The organism is Pseudoduganella lutea (assembly GCF_004209755.1).
In the GTDB taxonomy this organism is placed as follows: domain Bacteria; phylum Pseudomonadota; class Gammaproteobacteria; order Burkholderiales; family Burkholderiaceae_D; genus Rugamonas; species Rugamonas lutea.
The window spans coordinates 1,507,102-1,526,763 of the sequence record NZ_CP035913.1 but is presented as its reverse complement, the minus strand read 5'-3'; the positions used below and the strand labels follow the sequence as shown (position 1 = coordinate 1,526,763).

At 67.7% G+C, this 19,662-nt stretch carries 21 protein-coding genes; 10 read left to right on the top strand and 11 right to left on the bottom strand.

Features of this window, described 5'->3' with window-relative positions:
• Positions 1–113: 113 nt before the first annotated feature.
• From EWM63_RS06460 to EWM63_RS06425, 8 genes are all read right to left on the bottom strand, one after another.
• The gene (locus EWM63_RS06460) at positions 114–1,466 is read right to left on the bottom strand and encodes an MFS transporter (RefSeq protein WP_130185789.1); all 1,353 of its coding nucleotides are present in this window, start codon (positions 1,464–1,466) and stop codon (positions 114–116) included.
• 34 nt (positions 1,467–1,500) lie between these two features.
• Positions 1,501–3,006, bottom strand: a complete 1,506-nt coding sequence (nagZ, locus tag EWM63_RS06455; protein WP_229487763.1) for a beta-N-acetylhexosaminidase — start codon at positions 3,004–3,006, stop codon at positions 1,501–1,503.
• 119 nt (positions 3,007–3,125) lie between these two features.
• Positions 3,126–4,139, bottom strand: coding sequence for an SIS domain-containing protein (locus EWM63_RS06450; RefSeq protein WP_130185788.1), 1,014 nt, complete (start codon positions 4,137–4,139; stop codon positions 3,126–3,128).
• Complete coding sequence (nagA, locus tag EWM63_RS06445; protein ID WP_130185787.1) at positions 4,129–5,256, bottom strand: N-acetylglucosamine-6-phosphate deacetylase; 1,128 nt, start codon at positions 5,254–5,256, stop codon at positions 4,129–4,131. The genes EWM63_RS06450 and nagA overlap by 11 nt, the downstream gene beginning before the upstream one ends.
• Positions 5,253–5,987: a GntR family transcriptional regulator gene (locus EWM63_RS06440; protein WP_130185786.1), complete on the bottom strand. Its 735-nt coding sequence runs from the start codon at positions 5,985–5,987 to the stop codon at positions 5,253–5,255. Before EWM63_RS06440 ends, nagA begins: the two co-directional genes overlap by 4 nt.
• Positions 5,988–5,989: 2 nt before the next feature.
• On the bottom strand, positions 5,990–6,886 hold the full coding sequence (locus EWM63_RS06435) for a glucosamine kinase nucleotide-binding domain-containing protein (protein ID WP_130185785.1): 897 nt from the start codon (positions 6,884–6,886) through the stop codon (positions 5,990–5,992).
• Positions 6,887–7,156: 270 nt separating this feature from the next.
• On the bottom strand, positions 7,157–8,494 hold the full coding sequence (locus EWM63_RS06430; protein WP_130185784.1) for a head GIN domain-containing protein: 1,338 nt from the start codon (positions 8,492–8,494) through the stop codon (positions 7,157–7,159).
• Between the two features lie 173 nt (positions 8,495–8,667).
• Positions 8,668–9,054, bottom strand: a complete 387-nt coding sequence (locus EWM63_RS06425) for a hypothetical protein (RefSeq protein ID WP_130185783.1) — start codon at positions 9,052–9,054, stop codon at positions 8,668–8,670.
• A gap of 112 nt (positions 9,055–9,166) precedes the next feature.
• Between EWM63_RS06425 and EWM63_RS06420 the strand changes: the two genes are divergently transcribed.
• From EWM63_RS06420 to bufB, 9 genes are all read left to right on the top strand, one after another.
• Positions 9,167–9,373: a hypothetical protein gene (locus tag EWM63_RS06420; protein WP_229487762.1), complete on the top strand. Its 207-nt coding sequence runs from the start codon at positions 9,167–9,169 to the stop codon at positions 9,371–9,373.
• Positions 9,355–9,858, top strand: a complete 504-nt coding sequence (locus EWM63_RS06415; RefSeq protein ID WP_130185782.1) for a hypothetical protein — start codon at positions 9,355–9,357, stop codon at positions 9,856–9,858. Before EWM63_RS06420 ends, EWM63_RS06415 begins: the two co-directional genes overlap by 19 nt.
• A gap of 10 nt (positions 9,859–9,868) precedes the next feature.
• Positions 9,869–11,476, top strand: coding sequence for an ExeA family protein (locus EWM63_RS06410; RefSeq protein ID WP_130185781.1), 1,608 nt, complete (start codon positions 9,869–9,871; stop codon positions 11,474–11,476).
• 111 nt (positions 11,477–11,587) lie between these two features.
• On the top strand, positions 11,588–12,223 hold the full coding sequence (locus tag EWM63_RS06405) for a general secretion pathway protein GspB (RefSeq protein WP_229487761.1): 636 nt from the start codon (positions 11,588–11,590) through the stop codon (positions 12,221–12,223).
• A gap of 106 nt (positions 12,224–12,329) precedes the next feature.
• On the top strand, positions 12,330–12,509 hold the full coding sequence (locus tag EWM63_RS06400; RefSeq protein WP_130185780.1) for a hypothetical protein: 180 nt from the start codon (positions 12,330–12,332) through the stop codon (positions 12,507–12,509).
• A 102-nt stretch (positions 12,510–12,611) separates the two neighbouring features.
• The gene (mobB, locus tag EWM63_RS06395) at positions 12,612–13,172 is read left to right on the top strand and encodes a molybdopterin-guanine dinucleotide biosynthesis protein B (RefSeq protein WP_130185779.1); all 561 of its coding nucleotides are present in this window, start codon (positions 12,612–12,614) and stop codon (positions 13,170–13,172) included.
• A gap of 63 nt (positions 13,173–13,235) precedes the next feature.
• A complete protein-coding gene (locus EWM63_RS06390) occupies positions 13,236–13,427 on the top strand; it encodes a YjfB family protein (protein ID WP_307720832.1) in 192 nt (63 codons plus the stop codon).
• A 262-nt stretch (positions 13,428–13,689) separates the two neighbouring features.
• Positions 13,690–13,965, top strand: a complete 276-nt coding sequence (locus tag EWM63_RS06385; RefSeq protein ID WP_130185777.1) for a BufA1 family periplasmic bufferin-type metallophore — start codon at positions 13,690–13,692, stop codon at positions 13,963–13,965.
• A 5-nt stretch (positions 13,966–13,970) separates the two neighbouring features.
• Positions 13,971–15,626 carry an MNIO family bufferin maturase gene (gene bufB, locus EWM63_RS06380; protein ID WP_130185776.1) on the top strand — a complete coding sequence of 552 codons (1,656 nt, stop codon included), beginning with the start codon at positions 13,971–13,973 and terminating at the stop codon, positions 15,624–15,626.
• Here bufB and EWM63_RS06375 read toward each other — a convergent pair.
• From EWM63_RS06375 to fumC, 3 genes are all read right to left on the bottom strand, one after another.
• Positions 15,623–15,994, bottom strand: a complete 372-nt coding sequence (locus EWM63_RS06375; protein WP_229487760.1) for a DUF883 family protein — start codon at positions 15,992–15,994, stop codon at positions 15,623–15,625. The two genes, bufB and EWM63_RS06375, sit on opposite strands and share 4 nt — an antisense overlap.
• Positions 15,995–16,109: 115 nt before the next feature.
• The gene (locus tag EWM63_RS06370; RefSeq protein ID WP_130185775.1) at positions 16,110–16,340 is read right to left on the bottom strand and encodes an RNA-binding S4 domain-containing protein; all 231 of its coding nucleotides are present in this window, start codon (positions 16,338–16,340) and stop codon (positions 16,110–16,112) included.
• 80 nt (positions 16,341–16,420) lie between these two features.
• Positions 16,421–17,818, bottom strand: coding sequence for a class II fumarate hydratase (gene fumC / locus EWM63_RS06365; RefSeq protein ID WP_130185774.1), 1,398 nt, complete (start codon positions 17,816–17,818; stop codon positions 16,421–16,423).
• A 130-nt stretch (positions 17,819–17,948) separates the two neighbouring features.
• Between fumC and EWM63_RS06360 the strand changes: the two genes are divergently transcribed.
• Entirely contained in the window at positions 17,949–19,610 is a 1,662-nt protein-coding gene (locus EWM63_RS06360) for a type IV pilus assembly protein FimV (protein WP_130185773.1), read from the top strand.
• The last annotated feature ends 52 nt before the right edge of the window (positions 19,611–19,662 follow it).

Below are 19,662 nucleotides of genomic sequence, written 5' to 3'. Positions count from 1 at the left end.
TTATTGTCCCATAAATTTCAATAAGAATAGGGTTTCAGTTTACGCAATGATCGCGACGCGTAAAGATACTACGGAAGCTTTCTCAGCGCCATTGGTACCGCAATCAAATCGCGTCACTGCGCCGCGGTCGCCGGCGCTTCGCCGGCCGGCTGTTCGGCGTCTTCCGCCACCCGCGATTCCATTGGAATGAACTGCGACAGGATGGCCACGGGGATCGCCGCCACCAGCACCCACACGAAGAAGCGCTGGTAGCCGAGCGCCGCCTGGATATCGCCGCTGACCCACTTGAACAGCACGAAGCCCAGCTGCATGATGCCGGTCGAGAACGCGTAATGCGCGGTCGTATATTTACCGGGAGCGACCACCTGCATCATGTACAGGATGATGCCGACGAAGCCGAAGCCATAGCCGAACATCTCGGCCGACAGCGCGGCGCCCACGATCACCAGGTCGTGCGGATGCCAGGTGGACAGGTACCAGAACACCAGGTTCGGCAGGTTGACGGCCAGGATCAGCGGCAGGATGGCGCGACGCAGCCCGAGCCAGGACGTGAAATAGCCGCCGGCGATGGAACCGATGATGAAGGCCACCGTGCCCGAGGTACCGTACACGATGCCCACTTCCGCGGTGGACAGCCCCAGGCCGCCCTTGTCGATCGCATCGCGCAGGAACAGCGGCCCGATCGTCTGCACCTGCGCCTCGCCCGCGCGGAACAGGATGATGAACAGGATCGAGACCCAGATGCCGGGCTTGTTCAGGTAATCGACGATCACCTCGCGCAGCGTGCGGGCGATGCCGGCCGCCGTGCGGTCGGCGCCCGTGCCATCCGTCGCCACCGCGTTGGGCGCCGTCGGCAGCGACCAGGCGTGGTAAAGCCCCAGCGAGATCATCGTGCCGGCCAGGATGAGGAAGATGATCGTCCATGCGGCCGTCACGCCTTGCGACTTTTCCAGCTGCCCGGCCAGGATCACGAGGCCGCCCAGTGAAATGAAGCGGCCCGCGTTGAAGAACGTGCCGGTCCAGCCGGCGTATTGCGCCTGCTGCTTTTTCGTGAGGCTGGCGATGTACAGGCCGTCGCACGCGATGTCGTGCGTGGCCGAACTGATCGCCACCAGGCCCAGCATGGCCACGCTGGCCGCCAGCCACATGGGCAGGTGCAGCGCCAGCGCCACGAGGCCGAGGCAGGCGCCGCCCAGCAGCTGGAACGTGACGACCACCGCCTTCTTGCTGGGCGCCAGTTCCAGGAACGGGCTCCACAGCGGCTTGAAGACCCAGGCCGCGCCGATGTAGGCCGTCCAGTGCGCGATATCCTCGTTTGCCACGCCCAGGCTCTTGAACATCAGCCCCGCGATCAGCGCCACGGCGAAGTAGGGCAGGCCCTGGGCGAAATACAGCGAGGGCACCCAGAACGGCGGGTTGCGGCCCTGGCTGGATGCCGGTTTGACTGGAGGGGCGGCGTTCGGCATCGTCTCGTTCCGTATTATTGTCGTGATGTGTTCTTCAGGCGAAGCCCGGCACCGGGCACTTGCCCTCTGCCTCCAGGTCGCCGGCCAGCCAGGCGTTGACCGCATCGAGCGCCGGCGCGGCAAAGCCGTAGGTCATCAGCGCCGGCGCATCGATGTCGAGCGCCTGGTACGGGTTCCACAACGCCATGTGCAGATCCGGCCGCCATGTGGCGCGGGCATGCGGGCCATAGCGCAGGCGCGACGTGGAAGCGAGGATCGTGTAGCGACCATCGGCGGGCAGGGCCGACCAGTCGAAGCTTTCGGCATCGGCGAACGTGAGCAGCTCCACGTCGTACAAGCGGCCCAGCGAAGCGGCCACGGCGGCCGCGGGTACGCCGGCTTCCGACACGCCATCGCTGACGACATCCTGGCGCACCACGAGCCGCACCTTGCTGCCTGCCGCAGGGCGTTGCGGATTGCCGCGGCTTGTGAGCGCGCGGCGCCAGCCTTCGGCCATGATGGCGCGGTCGGCGGTGTCTTCGGCATAGTCGCGCGGCGCGCACGGATACTTCGCGGCCAGCGCGGCAAGGCGGGCAAGGCGCTCGTCGACCTGCGCACGGGTGATCGTGCCGTCGGCGATGGCTTGCGCGATGGCCTCCAGCGTTTCATCCTGCGTTTGCGGGGTGCCGAGGGCCATCACCATGTCGGCGCCGGCGGCCAGCGCGCGCACGGCCGCGTTGCCCACGCCATAGCGGCCGGCGATCGCATGCATGTCCATGCCATCGGTGATGATCACGCCGTCGTAGTGCCATTCGCGGCGCAGGATGCCGTCCAGGATCGCCGGCGACATCGTGGCCGGATTGTCGGCATCGATGGCGGGATAGACGATGTGCGCCGTCATCACGGCCGGCGCCACGGGCGCGGCGAAGCGGAACGGCGCGAACTCGAATGCTTCCAGTTCGCTGCGCGGCTTGTCGACGGTGGGCAGGTCGCGGTGCGAATCCACGCTCGTGTCGCCATGGCCGGGAAAGTGCTTGACGCAGCAGGCCACGCCTTCTTCCTCGCTGCCGGCCATCCACGCCATCGCCAGTTCCGCCGCACGATGCGGCTCGGCGCCGAACGAGCGCTCGGCGATCACGGGGTTGTGCGGGTTGTTGTTCAGGTCGAGAACGGGCGCGAAGTTCCAGTTGAAACCCAGCGCCTTCACGGCGCGGGCCACGGCGGCGCCGGTGCGGCGCGCCAGGCCGGTGTCGTCCGCCGCGCCGAGGCCCATTGCCGCCGGCGGTGCCGGCACCCACGTGGAGCGCACCACGGCGCCGCCTTCCTGGTCGATCGCGATCAGTGCCTCGGGGCCGAGCGCTGCGCGCAGGTCGGCCGTGAGCTTCGACAGTTGCGCGTGATCCGTCATGTTGCCGCGGAACAGGCAGACGGCGCGGATGCCGTTCGCCTTCAGGAAATCCGCCGTGGCCGCGTCGAGCTCGGTGCCGGGAAAGCGGATCATGATCAGCTGGCCCGCCAGCTTTCGGTGTTCGGCACGTTGTGCGCGCTGTTGTTCGTTCATAGTTCGTTCACGTGACCGGTGCAGTTACGTTGAAGGGAGGGCGTCGCCGCGCATGCGCGCGGCTGCCGGGGCACGGCGCTGCGCGGGTCGGCCCGGCTGGCCCGGTCGGCCCGATTGGCTCAGTTGGTCTTTGTGACCTTGGACAGGTGCCGCGGCTTGTCCGGATCGAGCCCGCGCGCGGCCGACAGCTTCGCCGCCATCACGTAGAACGCCTGGATCGCCACGATCGGATCGAGGTCCGGCGTGGTGGCCACCGGCAGCGTGAGGTCGCGTTGCGCCACGTCGACGGGGGCGGCCAGCAGCACGCGGGCGCCGCGCCCGCGCATCTCGTCCGCCAGCGCCAGCAGGCCGGCCTGGGTGGGGCCGCGTGTGGCGAAGATCAGCAGCGGATAACCTTCGTCGATCAGCGCCATCGGGCCGTGCTTGATCTCGGCGCCGGAAAACGCCTCGGCCTGCAATGCCGACGTTTCCTTGAATTTCAGCGACGCTTCCAGCGCCACCGGGAAGCTGATGCCGCGGCCCACCACCATGATGTTGCGGGCCGGCGCCAGCACGTCCACCGCCTGCTGCCAGTCGGCCTGCGTGGCCGCGCGCAGCGCGTCGGGGAGGGCCGCCAGGCCATCCTTCAGTTCCTGGTCGTCCTGCCAGTTGGCCACCATCCGGGCGCCGGCCACCAGCGACGTGATGAAGCTCTTCGTGGCCGCCACGCTTTGCTCCTTGCCGGCGCGCAGCGGCATCGCCCACTCGGCGGCCTGGGCCAGCGGCGAGTCGATGTCGTTGACGAGCGCGACGGTCGTTGCGCCGCCGTCGCGGAAGTAGCGGATCGGCTCGACCACGTCCGGGCTCTGGCCCGATTGCGACACGGCGATCGTCAGCGTGTCGCGCGTGACGAGCGGCGACTTGTGCAGCGTGACGAGCGACATCGGCAGCGATGCGACCACGCGGCCGAGGCGCGCCATGATCAGGTAGGCGATGTAGTTCGATGCATGGTCGGAGCTGCCGCGCGCCACGGTGAGCGCCGTGGAAAATGGCGTGCCCGCGAGCTTGCGGCCCAGTTCCGCATAGCGGTCGATATCGTGGGCCAGCTGTCCGGCCACGCAATCGGCCGCGGACAGCGCTTCCTTAAGCATCATTGAGGTCAACGCGTTCTCCTTCGATGTAGACGGCTTTCAGTTTGAGGTCGCGGTCGAGCACCACGATGTCGGCCCATGCGCCGGTTTGCAGGCGGCCGCGCTCTTCCAGGCCAAGGTAATCCGCGGCATGCGTGGAGACGCGGGCCGACGCATCGGCCAGGTCGAGCCCCAGCCCGACGAGGTTGCGCAGCGCCTGGTCCAGCGTCAGCGTGCTGCCGGCCAGGGTGCCGTCCGGCAGGCGCACGCCGCCCATGCATTTTTGCACCGTGTGCCGCCCCAGCATGTATTCGCCGTCCGGCATGCCGGTGGCGGACGTGGAATCGGTCACGCAGTACAGCCGCGGAATCGCGCGCAGCGCCGTCTTGATGGCACCGGGGTGCACGTGCAGCAGGTCGGGAATCAGTTCGGCGAACTGCGCATGCGCCAGTGCCGCGCCCACCATGCCGGGTTCGCGGTGGTGCAACGGGCTCATGGCGTTGAACAGGTGCGTGAAGCCGGCCGCGCCGTGTTCGAGGGCGGCCACGCCGTCCTCATACGAACCGAGGGTGTGGCCGATCTGCACGCGCATGCCTTCGTCGGCCAGCTCGCGCACCAGCGGCAGGTGCCCGGCGATTTCCGGCGCCACCGTGATCACCCGCAATGGCGCCAGCGCTTCCAGCCGCTTGACTTCGGCCAGCGTGGCGGCGCGCGCGAAATTCGGTTGCGCCCCCAGCTTGCCGGAATTGATGTACGGGCCTTCCAGGTGCGCGCCCAGCACGCGGGCTTCGCCCTTGCCACGCTGGCGCACCGCCGCGCCGATCGCCGTCAATGCCAGGTCGATGTCTTCCGGCGGCGCCGTCATCGTCGTGGCCAGGATGCTGGTGGTGCCATGGCGGGCGTGGATCGCGGCGATCGCGTGGACGGCGTCGCCGCCTTCCATCACGTCGCGCCCGGCGCCGCCATGCACGTGCAGGTCGACGAAGCCGGGCAGGATGTAATCATCCGTATTGCCTGCCGGGTCGGCCGCATCGCCGTCGATGCCGGCAAGGCGTTCGCCGAAGGTCAAGGTGCCCGTGATCCAGCCGTTCGGGGTCAGGATATTGCCCTTGAGGGTATTGAGGTTGTTTGCATCGTTCATCGACGCGACTCCGCTACGAATTCGTAATAATCACTGCGGCACCACGAGTGGGTCAGTTCCACCGCGGCGCCGCTTTCCAGGTAGCTCACACGCGTGATGTGCAGCATGGCCGTGCCGGGCGCGATATCGGCCAGCCTGGCCTGTTCGGCCGTGGCGTTGATCGCGCGGATGTGCTGCAGCGCCCGCATCGGCACCGTGCCGTGCGCTTCCAGGTAGCCGTACAGCGAGTCGGTGACCCGCTGCGGATCGGGAATGTAGGCGGCCGGGATCGTCGATGTCTCGATCGCCATGACCACGTCGTCCGCGGTGCGCAACCGTTTCAGGCGTGCCACCGGCACGTTCGGCGACAGGCCCAGCGACAGCAGTTCCAGCGGCGCGGCGATGCCGATTTCGCGCTGCAGCCAGCGCGAGCCGGCCGTAAAGCCGCGCTGGCGCAGCTCTTCGGAAAAACTCGTCAGGCGTGACAGCGGCTGTTCCAGCTTCGGCGTGATGTAGGTGCCGGAGCCGCGCCGGCGCGTGAGCATGCCGCGGTCGCACAGCAGGTCGATCGCCTTGCGCGCCGTGACGCGCGAGATGTTCAGCGCGTCCGACAGCACGCGTTCGGAAGGCAGCGCCTCGTTGGCGCGCCAGTCGCCGCCGGCGATGCCGTCGGACAGGCGGTTCGCCAGTTGCATGTACAGCGGCGTGTCGCTTGCCGCATCGGGGTGGAAATCGCGCAGTCGGGCCGGCATGGTTATTCCTTCACGGAAGAATGCACGGCATCCGCCGGCAGGCTTTGCCGGATCAGTTGCAGCGCACCGGCCGCGGAATCGCCGCTGGCCGGCACGATGCGCGCCAGCAGGTCGCCCGGCAGGAAGGCGCGCATCGGTTCGGCCAGGCCGCCGCACAGCGCGATCGGCAGCCTGGCCGTCGTGTCCAGCGCGCCGGCGATCAGCGCCACGTGGCGGCCCGCTTCGATCATGATCTCGCGCGCCGTGTCGTTGCTGTCCGCATGGCCGAGCACGATGCGCGCCACTTGCGCATACACGGTCTGCGTGGCGCTGGCGAGCCACTGCTGGATGGCGTCGCGGTTGCCGCCGCAGTGCTCGATGACGGCATCGGCAAACGCGCTGGCGGCGGCGCGGCCGTCGGTCACGTGCTGGATGTGATTCACCGCGTGCATGCCGATCCAGGCGCCTCCCGCTTCGTCGCCGGACGGGAAACCCCAGCCGCCCACTTCGCGCCGCGAGCCATCCTCGCACAGCGCCTCGCCGACGCTGCCGGTGCCCAGCGCGATGATGGCGCCGGGTTTGCCTTCGTGCGCGCCAAGCACCGTGGTATAGGCATCCGTTTCCAGCGCCACCGCCGCGTAGCCGGGATTGGCGCCGATGAAGTCCGCGGCCCAGCCCTTGTTGTGGACACCGGCCAGCCCCAGCCCGATCGCGATGCGTTCGCGTTGTGGAACGGGAATGCCGGCCTCGGCGAATGCCTTGGCCATGGCCTGTTCGACGGATTGCCATGCATTCGGGATGCCATGGAGCAGGGCGGACGGGCCGCTGCTGCCTTCGGCCAGCAATGTGCCGTCTGGCCGTGCGAGGCGCACCCGAGTACCGGTGCCGCCGCCGTCGACGCCGATCAGATAGTCGATCATAGGAGTGGTCTGTAAAGAAGTCGAAGTGACTATAGGGTGGGCCAACCAGCTTGTCAACAGGTATTTAACTGGTATTATCAGGGCGCGTCGTGTCGTACGGTGATGTGCGTCTCTTGGATGGGTAAGTTATTGTTTTTTAAGGGAAATCTAATCCAGTAAAATGGTATGGTGTTTGGTATGCCCAGTACCGGTCCCGCTAATACCAAAAGAAAAACCCGGCACACGGCCGGGTCCCCTGGCCGTGTGCCGGGCTTGGCGGGTAGAGCAGTCTCAGCGTGCGTCGTGCGTGCCGTCGCGGTCGATCGTTACAAGCCGGTCGGGGCCGTTCCTGCCATGGGTTTCGACCTTGCCGCGCACATTGACGACGGCATTGCCGGAACCGCGCACGGCGATCTGGGCCTGGTCGGCAAGGAGGTCGCGGCCATCGATGCCGCCCGAGCCGCTCAACTGGGCCGCCAGCCGTGCCGTGCGGCCCTGCAGGTGGACGCTGCCCGGGCCGCCCAGCGTCAGCCGCACGCTTTTCGCCTCGGCCCTCGCGGTCAGGTCGCCCGAGCCACGCAGTTCGGCATCCAGTGATTCCGTCACGCGCTGCAGGTGGATGTTGCCGGGACCATGGCCGCGCAGTACGGCGCGGCCGGCGGCAAGCGCTTCGCCATCGAAGTCGCCCGAGCCGTTCACCGATGCTTCCAGTACCGCCGTCGTGCCGGCGAGCTTCATGCTGCCGGGACCATCGAGTTCCACGCGCAGGCTTTGCGTCTGCAGGCCGCGCACCTCCAGGTCGCCGGAGCCGCGCACCCGTGCCTCCATCTTGCGGATCGTGCCGGCAACGCAGGCGCTGCCCGGGCCGGACAGGTTCGCGCTGGCGCTTTCCACCGCCAGGGCGCATGCATCGAGGTCGCCGGAACCGGCCAGCGTGGCGTGGAGTTCGCGACTGCGGCCCTGCAGCGTCACGGAGCCGGGGCCGGTCAGCGCGGTGCTGACCTTGTCGGCATGCAGGTCACCCACTTCCAGGTCGCCGGAACCCGTCACGTCGGCCGCCAGTTCCTGGCTGACACCGGCGGCTTCCACGTCGCCAGGACCGCTCATCTTTACCCGCAGGGTGGCCGTGCGCAGGCCGCGCAGGTCGATGTCGCCGCTGCCGCTGCCACGCACGGACACCTCGCGCACATTGCCGTTGGCCTGCAGGTCGCCAGGACCGTTCACCGCCAGTTGCAGCTTGTCGCCGCGCGCGCGGTCCAGCCGCACGTCGCCGCTGCCGGCGGTGCGCAGGCTGGCCAGTTGCGGCGCGCCGATCGTCACGGTGACGGGCTCGTCGCGCTTGCCGAAGCTGAAGTGCCAGCCGGTCTGCCCCTTGCGGCGCACCACGAGCGTGTCGCGGTCGATGAAGGTCTCGATGCCGGCCAGTTCCTTCGCGGGGCCGGCCAGCCGCAGCGATCGCGGCGCCTCCGCATCGACTTGCACGTCGAAAGGACCGGAAAGGTCGATCGCGGTGAAGGCGCCGACGTTGCGGGTTTCGGTGACACGGTCCGCCGCCGGGGCAGCGTGAGCGGCGTGGGCGGCGGTAGCCAGGGCAAGCGTGAAGACAAAGGGAAGCGCGTGGCGGTTCATATTGTTGGCCTCGATGGTGGAACATGATGGAATGCCAACAGGGTAAGCCAGCGGCGGCCGCGCTGCGAGGGCCGCGGGATGGACTGGTGAAAATGCGGTGCCGGCGGCAGAATTGCACGACAGGCGGGAGCGGGCAGGGACGGGTGAGGGTGGTGGACGGTATCGGGGCAGAGTCAGCCAAACACGTCTTCCTTGCGGTTGATGCGCAGGAAGATCAGTGCCAGCCCGACCAGCAGCATGGAGGCCATGTCCGGTTCGGGAAGGGTGGATGGCACCTCGACCCTGGCCGGCACGGGCGGTGAGGGCACCGCTGGCACCACGGGCGGGGCCGGCGCCAAGGTTGTATTGGCGGCCGGGCGCAACGACGGCTGGCCCTCCGCCCACGGCGCGCCGTCGCGCGATGGGCCCGACAGTGCTTCACCCGTGAAGTACCAGGCTTGCGTAACGTCGTGCACGTCCGCCATGTGCCAGGTGGCAATGGCGGCGGGTTCTGGCGCCGCGTGGACGGTGGCGGCGGATGCTGCGGTGGCAAAAGCAACTGCGCGAAGGATTTTCATCATGGTCCCGTCCGACTTGAGCCCGTCTATTAAAACATAGTCCATAGCGAAATGATAACGATTCGCGGAAAACAGACGCCCGCATGCCGGCCGTTGCAAGGAGGTGTCATAATGCATGCCGGAGGAATTTCGCAAAATGATCAAGTATTTAGGCACCCGGAAAACCGATCAGGGCGGGACGTTGTACGTTTTCCTCATCAATGGGCAAGAAAAGCATGTGCCGGAAAGTGCGCTGAAACAGTACCCGGGTTGCTACGAAGCGCTGCCGGAATCGGCCAAGGCCAGGATCGCCGCCAACCGCAAATGGCTGCAAAAGCTGTAGCCAGCGTTGCAAAGGCGACGCTGCTGCTGGGCTGCATCCTCGGCGCGGTCATTTCCCCGCCGGTGCAGGCAAAAGTACCCACGCATTTCGGCGTGGTGATGGGGAACGGCCTGCTGTGCCGCGACCAGACTTCGAACCGCTATTATTTCGACTACATGGTGCGCTGGTTCGGCCAGCCCTACAAGCGCGAGGGTGGCGCGTACTGGTTCCGCACGCCCGAGGCGAAGCTGTGGGGCTTTGCCGTGCGCGAAGTGATCGTCAGCGACGAGACCTTTCCCTATCGTTTCATCGGCGCGGTGGCCGACACCACGCCCGACAAGCTGGCGGCGGCGATCACGCAGCGCGACGGCCTGCGCTATGCGACAATCACGGGCTCCGCGACACCGGTGCGCGAAACCTCCACCGGCGGGCGCATCGCCTACGCGGCTACCCGCTCCAAGATCTACTGCGCCAAGTTCAAGCCGCTGCCACCCGCGCTGCGCTGACCGACAATCCATGTACACGCGATTCTTCAACCTGACCCGCAGCCCGTTTTCCATCGCGCCCGATCCGCGCTACCTGTTCATGAGCGAACGCCATCGCGAAGCGCTGGCACATCTGCTGTATGGCATTGGCGGCGGGGGTGGCTTCGTGCTGCTGACGGGCGAGATCGGTGCCGGCAAGACCACCGTGTGCCGCTGCTTCATCGAACAGGTTCCCGAAGGCTGCAGGCTGGCCTATATCTTCAACCCGAAGCTGTCGGTCGAGGAATTGCTGCAAGCCGTCTGCGACGAATTCCGCATCGCGCTGCCGGCGGGGGCGGGCACCGTCAAGCACTATGTGGATGCGATTAACCGGCACCTGCTGGAGAGCCACGCGCGCGGCGAGAACAGCGTGCTCGTCATCGACGAGGCGCAGAACCTCTCCGCCGCCGTGCTGGAGCAGCTGCGCCTGCTGACGAACCTGGAAACGAGCGAACGCAAGCTGCTGCAGATCATCCTCATCGGCCAGCCCGAGCTGCGCGGGATACTGGCGCGGCCCGAGCTCGAGCAACTGGCGCAGCGCGTCATCGCGCGCTATCACCTCGGTTCCCTGAGCGCCGCCGAAACGGCGCACTACATCGCGCACCGGCTCGCGGTGGCGGGGCTCTCCGGGCCCTCGCCATTCCCGGCCAGCGTAGCGGCCACCATCCACGCGCTGGCCAAGGGCGTGCCGCGCCGGATCAACCTGCTGTGCGACCGCGCGCTGCTGGGCGCCTATGTGGAAAACAAGGCGCAAGTCACGCGCCGGATCGCGCGCCGCGCCGCGCAGGAAGTGTTCGGCGCGGACGTGCCGCGCCCGCGCCCGCGCTGGCCTCTCGTGGCCGGCGGCGTGCTCGCCGGCGCCGTGCTGACGGCCGCCGCCGCATGGCAGCTGGCACCGCGCCAGGCCGTGCCGCCCGCCGCACCGACTTCGGCCGCCGCGCCGTCTTCAACCGCCAGGTTGCCTGCATCGACCGCCACGCCGCCGGCCATGCCAATGGCGACCGGCAGCGACGCCACGTTGCGCCGCCTGGCCGCGCTGTGGGGTGTGACATTGAAGGAGGGCGCGGGAGACGTGTGCGCCGAAGCGGCGCAACGGAACCTGCGCTGCCTGTCCCTGCGCGGCACGCTGGACGACCTGCGCCTGCTGGACCGGCCGGCGATGCTGACGCTGAACGACAATCCGGCCACGCCGACCCATGCCTTGCTGATGGCGCTGGGCGAACGCGAAGGCACGCTCGATATCGGTGGCCGGCGGCAGACGGTGGCGCGCACGGCGCTGGACAACCGCCATGACGGCACCTTCACCACGTTCTGGCGCGCACCAGCAGGCTGGCGCGAGCAGGTGGCAGCCGGCGATCGCGGCCCGGAGGTGGACTGGCTGGCGCGGCGCCTGGCCCAGTGGGCGAACGCCGCGCGGCCGCAGGACGATGCGCCGCTGGCCGGCGAAACACTGCGCCGGCTGCGCGATTTCCAGGCTGCCCAGCAACTGAAGGCGGACGGCGTGGCCGGCCCGAAAACGTTCATCCGGCTGAGCCTTCTCGGCGAAGCCGGCACGCCCCACGCGGAGCCCCGGCTGGCACTGACTGCCGGAGAAAAATGATATGTCCTATATTCTCGAAGCATTGAAGAAGGCCCAGGCCGAGCGCCAGCTGGGGAAGCGCCGAGCATCCATGCACCGCTGCCGGACGCGCCGGCCGCCGGCGCCGCGCCGTTGCGCAAGCCGCTGCTGGCGGTGATGGCTGCGATGGGCATCGTCATCGTCGGGCTTGCAGTCGTGGTATGGCGGCAGGCCGGCTCGCAGGCACCGGCTGCGCAACCTGCACGACTGGCACAGCCGGCACAACCCGCGCAACCGGCGCAACCGGCGCAGCCGCAGGCCATGGTCGCGGCGCCCGCACCGGCGCCCGTCATGAACACGCCCGCGCCTGCGGCACCTGCACCAGCACCGGCGCCAGCTGTCGCACCGGCCCCGGTCGACCCGCCGACACCGGCCCCGGCGGCGCGGGAAACGCCACCTGCCGTGGTGGCGAAGGTGCCGGCACCCACCGCGCGCGCCGAGGTGGCTCCCGTCGCGGCCACCGGATCGGCCCCGCAAGCCGAGGTGCCTCCCCGCGAGGAACCGGTCCAGGCGCTGCGCGACTTGCCCGAGCCGATCCGCCGTGCGATCCCGCCCGTGGCCATGAGCGGCTACATGTATTCGCCCAATCCGTCCGATCGCCTCGTGCTGATCGACAAGGTGCTGCGCCGCGAAGGCGATGAAGTGGCGCCGGGGCTCGTGCTGGAGCGGCTGGAGTCAAAGGGAGCCGTGTTCACGTTCCGTGGGTATCGCTACAGGATGCCGTACTGACCGGAGGTGTCGCAACGGTATTGGCTGTTGCGCACGATTGCTACCGTCATCGTGGCGTCACAAACGATTGTCACACTTGCTTTATCGACAACTCAACGGACTGACCATGAAGCTCTCCATCTTGCATGCGTTGCCCCTGCTGGCCGCCGCCGCCCCCGTGCGCGCTGCCTTGCCCGACGGCGCGGCGTCCGAACCGGGCGTGCTGGTCGTCGTGCTCGCCTGCGTCGGCCTGCTGTGCCTGATGAGCAAGGGGGGCGGCGATGGGCCGTTCCGTCCGGACAAGTAATCCGCTTCCATCACCCTTGCACCGCGGCTTCCCTGGCTCCGAGCAATGCCTACTTAACGCGAACAGCGCCTTTATAATGCCTCCATTCCTACAGGAGCAAGAATGGAGCACATACACGCCGCCACGGCGCCGGTCATCGGCATCGTCGGCCGGTCAGGCAGCGGCAAGACCACGCTGCTGGAATACCTGATCGGCCGGTTGGCCGGGCAGGGCCGCAAGGTCAACGTCATCAAGCACAGCCACCACGACCTGGACCTGGAGCCGCCGCACAAGGACAGCGCCCGGCTGCGGCGTGCCGGCGCGGCCGAAGTCATGGTCGCGTCGCCATACCGTTTTGCCATCGTCCGGGAAATGCGCGGCGCGCCGGAACCCGGGCTGGACGAGCAACTGGCCCGGCTGGCACCGGCCGACCTGACACTGGTGGAAGGGTTCAAGTCGTTCCCGATCGACAAGCTGGAAATCCATCGCGGCATTGGTGACAGGGGCCCGCTCTATCCGGACGATCCGCACATTGTGGCCGTCGCATCGACACTGCCGCGCCCGGCCGACGTGGCGCCCCATGTCGCCTGGCTCGACCTCGACGACCGGGAAACCGTGCTGGCCTGGTTGCTCGAGACATGGTTGCCAAAGAAAAACAGGGAAACGACCTCAAGTTCGCCGTGACTCTTCCGTAAATGAGGGATATGCCTCGATGCGGGGCGGCACAGTGGAGGAAGTATGGACGTAATGAGCATCGCCCGCCTGTCGACAACGATCGCCGAGACCGGTACGAAGCAGGATGTCAGCATGGCCGTGCTGAAGAAGGCCATGGATTCGCAGGCTGCTTCCGCCGCCGCGCTGCTTGACGCGCTGCCCGCTAGGCAGCCCGCGCCGAGCCTGCCGTCGCACCTGGGCAACCGGATCAACACCACCGCTTGAGCGCGCCCCGAGCGCGCTGGCCCGCTGTTCTTCGTGGACAGCGGGCTTTTTTTATTGCCTGCAAAATAGGGCGGTACGGCGATCCGGACGTCCCCTTTTCTTTTATTGCCTGAAAAATAGGGGCTTTGCAGGGGTTTCGCAGAGTATGCTCTGCGCCTGCAAAGCGGTGATGGCATGCATGCCGTCACTCCTTCTTCCGGACCCTCTTCAGGCAACTTCCGTTAGAATCAGCTGGTTCGACTGGACTGGCATTGGAGAAACGATGAACAAGAGTGCAATGATTGCCGCGGCGCTGGCCGCCACGTGTGCGGCGGGTGCCGCGAATGCGCAGATGGGTGGCGGGCCGGACAAGGAAAAATGCTATGGCGTGGCGAAGGCTGGCCAGAACGATTGCGCATCGTCGGATGGCGCGCACGGCTGCGCGTCGATGGCGCGAACCGATAACGCCCCCACCGAGTGGAAGTGGGTTGCCAAGGGCAGCTGCGAAAAACTGGGTGGCAAGACCACGCCCCCGGCCAAGCCCGCCGGCAGCAACTGAGCGGGATGGCTGACCCGGCCACGCTTGCCGGCGTCGGCCTGCGGGCGCCGCACTACCGCGATTTCCTCGAGAGCCGGCCGCGCGCCGGCTGGCTCGAGGTGCACACCGAGAATTACCTGGCCGAGGGTGGCCGCGACGTGCACGTGCTGCACCGGCTGCGGCGCGATTACCCGGTCAGCCTGCACGGCGTCGGCCTCGGCCTGGGTTCCGCCCACGGCATCGTGCCGGAGCACCTGCAACGCATCCGCGCGCTGGCCGAACGCATCGAACCTTTCCTCGTTTCCGAACATCTGAGCTGGGGTGCCGTGCCGGGCCGGCACCTGCACGACCTGTTGCCGCTGGTGCTGGACGAGGCCACGCTCGACCTGGTGGCCGCCCGCGTGGCGCAGGTGCAGGATGTGCTGAAGCGGCAGATCCTCATCGAGAACGTGTCCGCGTACGTGCGGTTTGCCGCCGATACGATGAGCGAGGCGCAATTTCTTGCCGCGCTGGCGCGGCGCACGGGCTGCGGCCTGCTGCTCGACCTGAACAATCTGTACGTCAACGCCTGCAACCATGGCGAAGATGCGTTGGCCGCGCTGGCGGCCATTGCGCCGGGGCTCGTCGGGGAACTCCACCTCGGCGGCCATCTCGCCACGCCGGACGTGGTCATCGACCACCATGGCGCGGCGATCGCGGAACCCGTGTGGCGCCTGTACGAGGCGGCGCTGGCGCAGTTTGGCGCCGTGCCCACGCTGGTCGAGTGGGACGCGGAGGTGCCGCCGCTCGGCGTGCTGCTGGCCGAAGCGGACAAGGCCACGGCACTGCTGTCGCAGGCGGGCCCGATGCCGGCAGCGCCCGCGCGGCCACGGCCACTGCTGCTGGCCGAGCCCGACACAACCGCGCTGGGCGCCGTGCAGCACCGTTTTGCCAACGCATTGCTGTCGGCCGGCGAGGGCGGCGAGGCGGGCGGATTGGCGGCCCTGCTGCGCGAGGCGCCCCTGGCATCGCGGCTGGCGGTTTACCGCGGCACGCTTGCCGGCGGCTGGACCCGGGCACTGGCGGCTGCGTTTCCCGTCATTGCACAACTGGTCGGCGAAGAGTTCTTCGGCGCGCTGGCGCGCGAATATGGCACGTGCCATCCGCCCGCTAGCGCCGACTTGAATGCGTTCGGCACCGGCTTTGCAGGCTTCCTCGAGGGGTTCCCGCACGTGGCCGGCATGCCCTACCTGCCGGACATGGCGCGGCTCGAGTGGCTGCTGCACCGTGCATATTCCGCCGCCGACAGGGAAGCGCTGGCGCCGGGGGCGCTGGCGCACGTGGCGCCGGCGGCGTTCGAGCAGTGCCGGCTGGTGCCGCATCCGGCGGCCGCCGTGTTTGCATCGGCCTGGGCCGTGGTACCGCTGTGGCAAGCCCACCAGCCGGACAGCGGGGTACCATTCCCGCACGACATCGCGGCGCCTTCCTGGGGCCTGGTGGTCCGGCGCGGCTGGCAGCCGGAGGTGCTGGCGCAGGATGCCGCCGCGTGGCAAGCACTGGCAGCGCTGGCAGCGGGCGCGACGGTGGGCGAGGCGCTCGACGCGGCACTGGCGGTGGATGCGGAATTCGACCTGGTGCCCCGGCTGGGGCAGTGGATTGCGCACGCCGCGTTCGCGGCGCTGCGCATGGCGGAGGAAGACTAGCGGAAAGCGCGCAACAGCCGGGCTTCGCCGGTGCTGTCGCGATGGAGCAGGCTGGCTTCGTGCGTGGCGGCGATCATGCGCTCGAGCTGTGCATCCTCGATCCGTTGCAGTTCCTCATTGGCGAAGGCCAGTGCCTGCGCCAGCTGCTCGCGCGCGGCGCGGTAGGCGCCGTCACGCGCGCTGTTGGTGCAGTTGAGCAAATCTTCGGCATTGTCGATCACTTGCTGCAAATCGCCGATCAGGCGCTGCTGCATGGGATGCGGGGAAGGGGGCTGCGAGGGTGCTGCAACGGGTGCTGCAGCTGGTGCTGCCTTTTGCAACGAGGTTTTTGGCGGTTCAGGGTGTCGGGTGGGATCGAGGTGGTCCATGGGTGCTCCGGATAGATATTTCCTTCCGCAAATCCGTCCACTATAGCCGCCGAGGTGGCGCAGGATTTGCGGAAGATCAAGACCCGTCGGAACCTTATTGACCCGGGCCGTTGCCTTATCGACCCGGAACGTTGCCTTTGACGGCGATGCGCACGTCGCCGACGGCAACCTGCTGGCCGGCGCGGATCTTGGCGGTCTTGCGCAATTCCTGCTTGCCATCCACGCGCACATCGCCGCTGGCCACGATCTGCTTGCCGGCGCCGCCGCTGTCGCACAGGCCGACCACCTTCAGCAACTGGTTCAGTTCAATAAATTCCGACGTTAATTCAAAGTCTACTTTTTGCATTCTATCCTCGTTTCGATGGGGCCGGAGAAATTTAATTGTTCCGTTACTAACTTTATTCGCATCCGGCCCGTGCCGCCGGGTCAGCCTTTCGCACCCGGTCGTGTCATGTCCAGCGGCACGATCCAGGTATCGAACTGCTCCGCCGTGACAAAGCCCAGGGCCAGCGCCGCTCCCTTCAGCGTGGTGCCTTCATGCTGCGCCTTCTTGGCAATCTGGGCGGCGCGATCATACCCGATGTGGGGCGCCAGCGCGGTCACCAGCATCAGCGAGCGCGCCATCAGCTCGCCGATCCGTTCGCGGTTCGGCTCGATGCCGCGCGCGCAGTGCTCGTCGAAGCTGCGCATGCCGTCCGCCAGCAGGCGCGCGCTTTGCAGGAAGTTGTGGGCGATCAGCGGCTTGTAGACGTTCAGTTCGAAGTTGCCGGAAGCGCCGCCGAAGGAAATGGCCACGTCGTTGCCGAACACCTGGGCGCACAGCATCGTCACGGCTTCGCACTGGGTCGGGTTGACCTTGCCCGGCATGATCGAGCTGCCCGGCTCGTTCTCGGGAATGGTAATTTCGCCCAGCCCGGAGCGCGGGCCGGAAGCCATCCAGCGCACGTCGTTGGCGATCTTGAACAGCGCCGCCGCCAGGGTTTTCAGGGCCCCGTGCGCCGCCACGAGTGCTTCGTGGCCAGCCAGCGCGGCAAACTTGTTGTCGGCGGTGCGGAACGGCAATTGCAGGCGCTGCGCCAGTTCCGCGGCGATCCGCGTCGCGTATTCCGGGTGGGAATTGAGCCCGGTACCGACGGCGGTGCCGCCCGCGGCCAGCTCCAGCACGGCGGGCAGCGTATGCTCGATCGCGCGCTCCACGTAGTCGAGCTGGGCCACGTAGCCGGAGAATTCCTGGCCCAGCGTCAGCGGGGTGGCATCCTGCAGATGGGTGCGGCCGATCTTGACGATATCGGCAAACGCCTGCGCCTTGCCGGCCAGCGTGGCGCGCAGCTGGCGCAGCGCCGGCAGCACGTCGGTTGCCAGCGCCACACCGGCCGCCACATGCATCGCCGTGGGGAAGATATCGTTCGACGACTGGCCCTTGTTGACGTCGTCGTTCGGGTGCAGCGTGCGCTCCTCGCCGCGCACCCCGCCCAGCAGCTCGGAACCGCGGTTGGCCAGCACTTCATTCATGTTCATGTTCGATTGCGTGCCCGAACCCGTTTGCCAGACCGACAAGGGAAACTCGCCGGCATGCCGGCCTTCCAGCACTTCGTCGGCGGCGCGCATGATCGCATCGGCCTTGGTGGCATCGAGAACGCCAAGGTCGACATTGACGCGCGCCGCGGCCCGCTTCACGTTGGCCAGCGCAGCGATCAGCTCGGGCGCCATCTTTTCAGTGGAAATGTGGAAGTGATGCAGCGAGCGCTGCGTTTGCGCCCCCCATAGCTGGTGTGCCGGCACATCGATCGGGCCAAAACTGTCGCGTTCGGTTCTGCTGTCCATGGCGTCCTCTGTGTAAAAGATGCATTAAGTGTAACCCACGCATGAAATTCGGTCCGGGCACTCAAAAAATGCGAATTTCCGCCGTTAAACACTTACGTCACGGAAATTTTCATTTACCATTTCAATCACCATGCCGCTCTTGCTTCGTTCTCCCCTGGCCGTGCTGGCGTTTTTCGCCGTCGCGTCCGCCGCCACCGGTGCCCATGCCGCCGAATTCGGCGATGCCTCGGTGCGCTCGTTCAGCGGCCAGCCGCTGTCGGCCGATATCGAACTGACCGACCTGACCGCGCAGGAACTGGCTGACTTGCAGGTGCGCCTCGCCCGGCCGGATGTGTTCCGGGGGGCCAATGTGAAGATGAGTCCGGCACTGGCCGGCGCCAGCGTCTCGATCGTGCGGCGCAACGATCGCCGCGTGTTGCACGTGACCACGAGCGCCCCGGTGCAGGGCGACGTGCTGCACCTGTATTTCCAGCTGGTTTCGGGCGGCAAGGAACGCGTGCGCAGTGTGTCGCTGTGGCTGTCGCCGGACCCGACTCCCGCGCCCATGCCGGCGCCAGCCACCCCGGCCATCCCTGACGCACTGGCCGCCGCGCCGGTGCCAGCTGTCGAGCGCACCGCCAAGCCCGTGGTCCGGCGCGCCGGCGGCGAACGCCCCGGGGCGCTGGTCGCCACGGTTTCGCCCGGCAGGGAAGCCACCGCGAAGGAACAGGAACTGCTTGGCGCCATCGGCCGGGCAATCGGCGCGCATGGCGGCAAGGTGGCGGAACGCGAGCCGGTCAAGGCCGTGTCCGGCAAGCAGGAAAACCACAGCGCCGAATCCAGGGATGTACGCAAGGAAGCGCTGAAATACGCATCGACCGCCGACGATTTCAAGCGTGGCGCCAAACCGGCCACGCAACCGGCCAAGCCCGCGGTGGCGGAGCGCAAGGTTTCGCCGGCGCAGGAACCCGTGCCTGCACAGGCAGCCGAGCCCGCGCCGGAAAACAAGGCGCCGCAGCGGTCCTTCCTGTCGTCGAAGGCTGAACTGGCCGAGGCGGCCCGGGCCACGCGTGCCAGCGTGGAGGGCGGCACGGCGCCGGCCGTTCCGCAAAAAACCGCGAAAGCCCCGGAAGCGGCCGCCCCGGTCCGGCCAGCCGCCGCGCAGCCCGACATGGCGATGTTGAACAAGCTGTCCGAACTGGAAGGCAAGCTGAAAACGTTGCAAGCGCAGCTGGGAATCGCCAACGAGGCGGGCGCCGCCCGTGTCACGGCGCCGGTTGCCGGCACCCCGGTCGAAGGCAAGCCGATGGACGGCAAGCCTGTCCTTGCGCCCGAGGCACCGAAACCCGCGAACCCGGTCCCGGCGACACGCACACCGGACGTCGCCACCGTTGCCGCCGCAGCCGCGGCGCAGCCGGCACCCGCCGCAAAGGCCGATGTGGTACAGCCGCCACCAGCCGGGACGGGGACGGAACATGCCGCAGCCGGCGCTACCATGCCGGTTCCCCCCGTCGAGGAAGCAAAGGCCCAGCCCGAGGTCAAGAAACCCGAGGAAAAGAAGGAAGCCGCGCCGCCACCGCCAGAACCCAAGAAGCCCATCAAGATCTCCCGGCCTAAGCTGCTGATGTTCCTGTTCGCCGGCTTCCTCGTGCTGGTGGCGATGTTTGGCGTGGCCGTGCACTTCATCCGCAAGAAAAAGATGCGGCGCAGCCCGATCGTGCGGCAAACCTGGAGCCGCGACGAGGACGATGCGCCGGTGCGCATCGAGCCGGCCATCGCACCAGCGGCGCCGCCCGAGAGCAAGGTGGCCTGATCGCGGGGCCCGCCGTGGGCCACCGCCAATAAAAAAGCGCCCCGAAGGGCGC

Coding starts and splice junctions, on each gene's coding strand:
- EWM63_RS06460 (WP_130185789.1), bottom strand. CDS start 1,466: ATGCCGAACGCCGCCCCTCCAGTCAAACCGGCATCCAGCCAGGGCCGC.
- nagA (WP_130185787.1), bottom strand. CDS start 5,256: ATGAACGATGCAAACAACCTCAATACCCTCAAGGGCAATATCCTGACC.
- nagZ (WP_229487763.1), bottom strand. CDS start 3,006: ATGAACGAACAACAGCGCGCACAACGTGCCGAACACCGAAAGCTGGCG.
- EWM63_RS06390 (WP_307720832.1), top strand. CDS start 13,236: ATGAGCATCGCCCGCCTGTCGACAACGATCGCCGAGACCGGTACGAAG.
- EWM63_RS06420 (WP_229487762.1), top strand. CDS start 9,167: ATGCCGGAGGAATTTCGCAAAATGATCAAGTATTTAGGCACCCGGAAA.
- EWM63_RS06430 (WP_130185784.1), bottom strand. CDS start 8,494: ATGAACCGCCACGCGCTTCCCTTTGTCTTCACGCTTGCCCTGGCTACC.
- EWM63_RS06360 (WP_130185773.1), top strand. CDS start 17,949: ATGCCGCTCTTGCTTCGTTCTCCCCTGGCCGTGCTGGCGTTTTTCGCC.
- EWM63_RS06385 (WP_130185777.1), top strand. CDS start 13,690: ATGAACAAGAGTGCAATGATTGCCGCGGCGCTGGCCGCCACGTGTGCG.
- EWM63_RS06370 (WP_130185775.1), bottom strand. CDS start 16,340: ATGCAAAAAGTAGACTTTGAATTAACGTCGGAATTTATTGAACTGAAC.
- EWM63_RS06410 (WP_130185781.1), top strand. CDS start 9,869: ATGTACACGCGATTCTTCAACCTGACCCGCAGCCCGTTTTCCATCGCG.
- bufB (WP_130185776.1), top strand. CDS start 13,971: ATGGCTGACCCGGCCACGCTTGCCGGCGTCGGCCTGCGGGCGCCGCAC.
- EWM63_RS06435 (WP_130185785.1), bottom strand. CDS start 6,886: ATGATCGACTATCTGATCGGCGTCGACGGCGGCGGCACCGGTACTCGG.
- EWM63_RS06450 (WP_130185788.1), bottom strand. CDS start 4,139: ATGATGCTTAAGGAAGCGCTGTCCGCGGCCGATTGCGTGGCCGGACAG.
- EWM63_RS06425 (WP_130185783.1), bottom strand. CDS start 9,054: ATGATGAAAATCCTTCGCGCAGTTGCTTTTGCCACCGCAGCATCCGCC.
- EWM63_RS06400 (WP_130185780.1), top strand. CDS start 12,330: ATGAAGCTCTCCATCTTGCATGCGTTGCCCCTGCTGGCCGCCGCCGCC.
- EWM63_RS06440 (WP_130185786.1), bottom strand. CDS start 5,987: ATGCCGGCCCGACTGCGCGATTTCCACCCCGATGCGGCAAGCGACACG.
- mobB (WP_130185779.1), top strand. CDS start 12,612: ATGGAGCACATACACGCCGCCACGGCGCCGGTCATCGGCATCGTCGGC.
- fumC (WP_130185774.1), bottom strand. CDS start 17,818: ATGGACAGCAGAACCGAACGCGACAGTTTTGGCCCGATCGATGTGCCG.
- EWM63_RS06415 (WP_130185782.1), top strand. CDS start 9,355: ATGGCTGCAAAAGCTGTAGCCAGCGTTGCAAAGGCGACGCTGCTGCTG.
- EWM63_RS06375 (WP_229487760.1), bottom strand. CDS start 15,994: ATGGACCACCTCGATCCCACCCGACACCCTGAACCGCCAAAAACCTCG.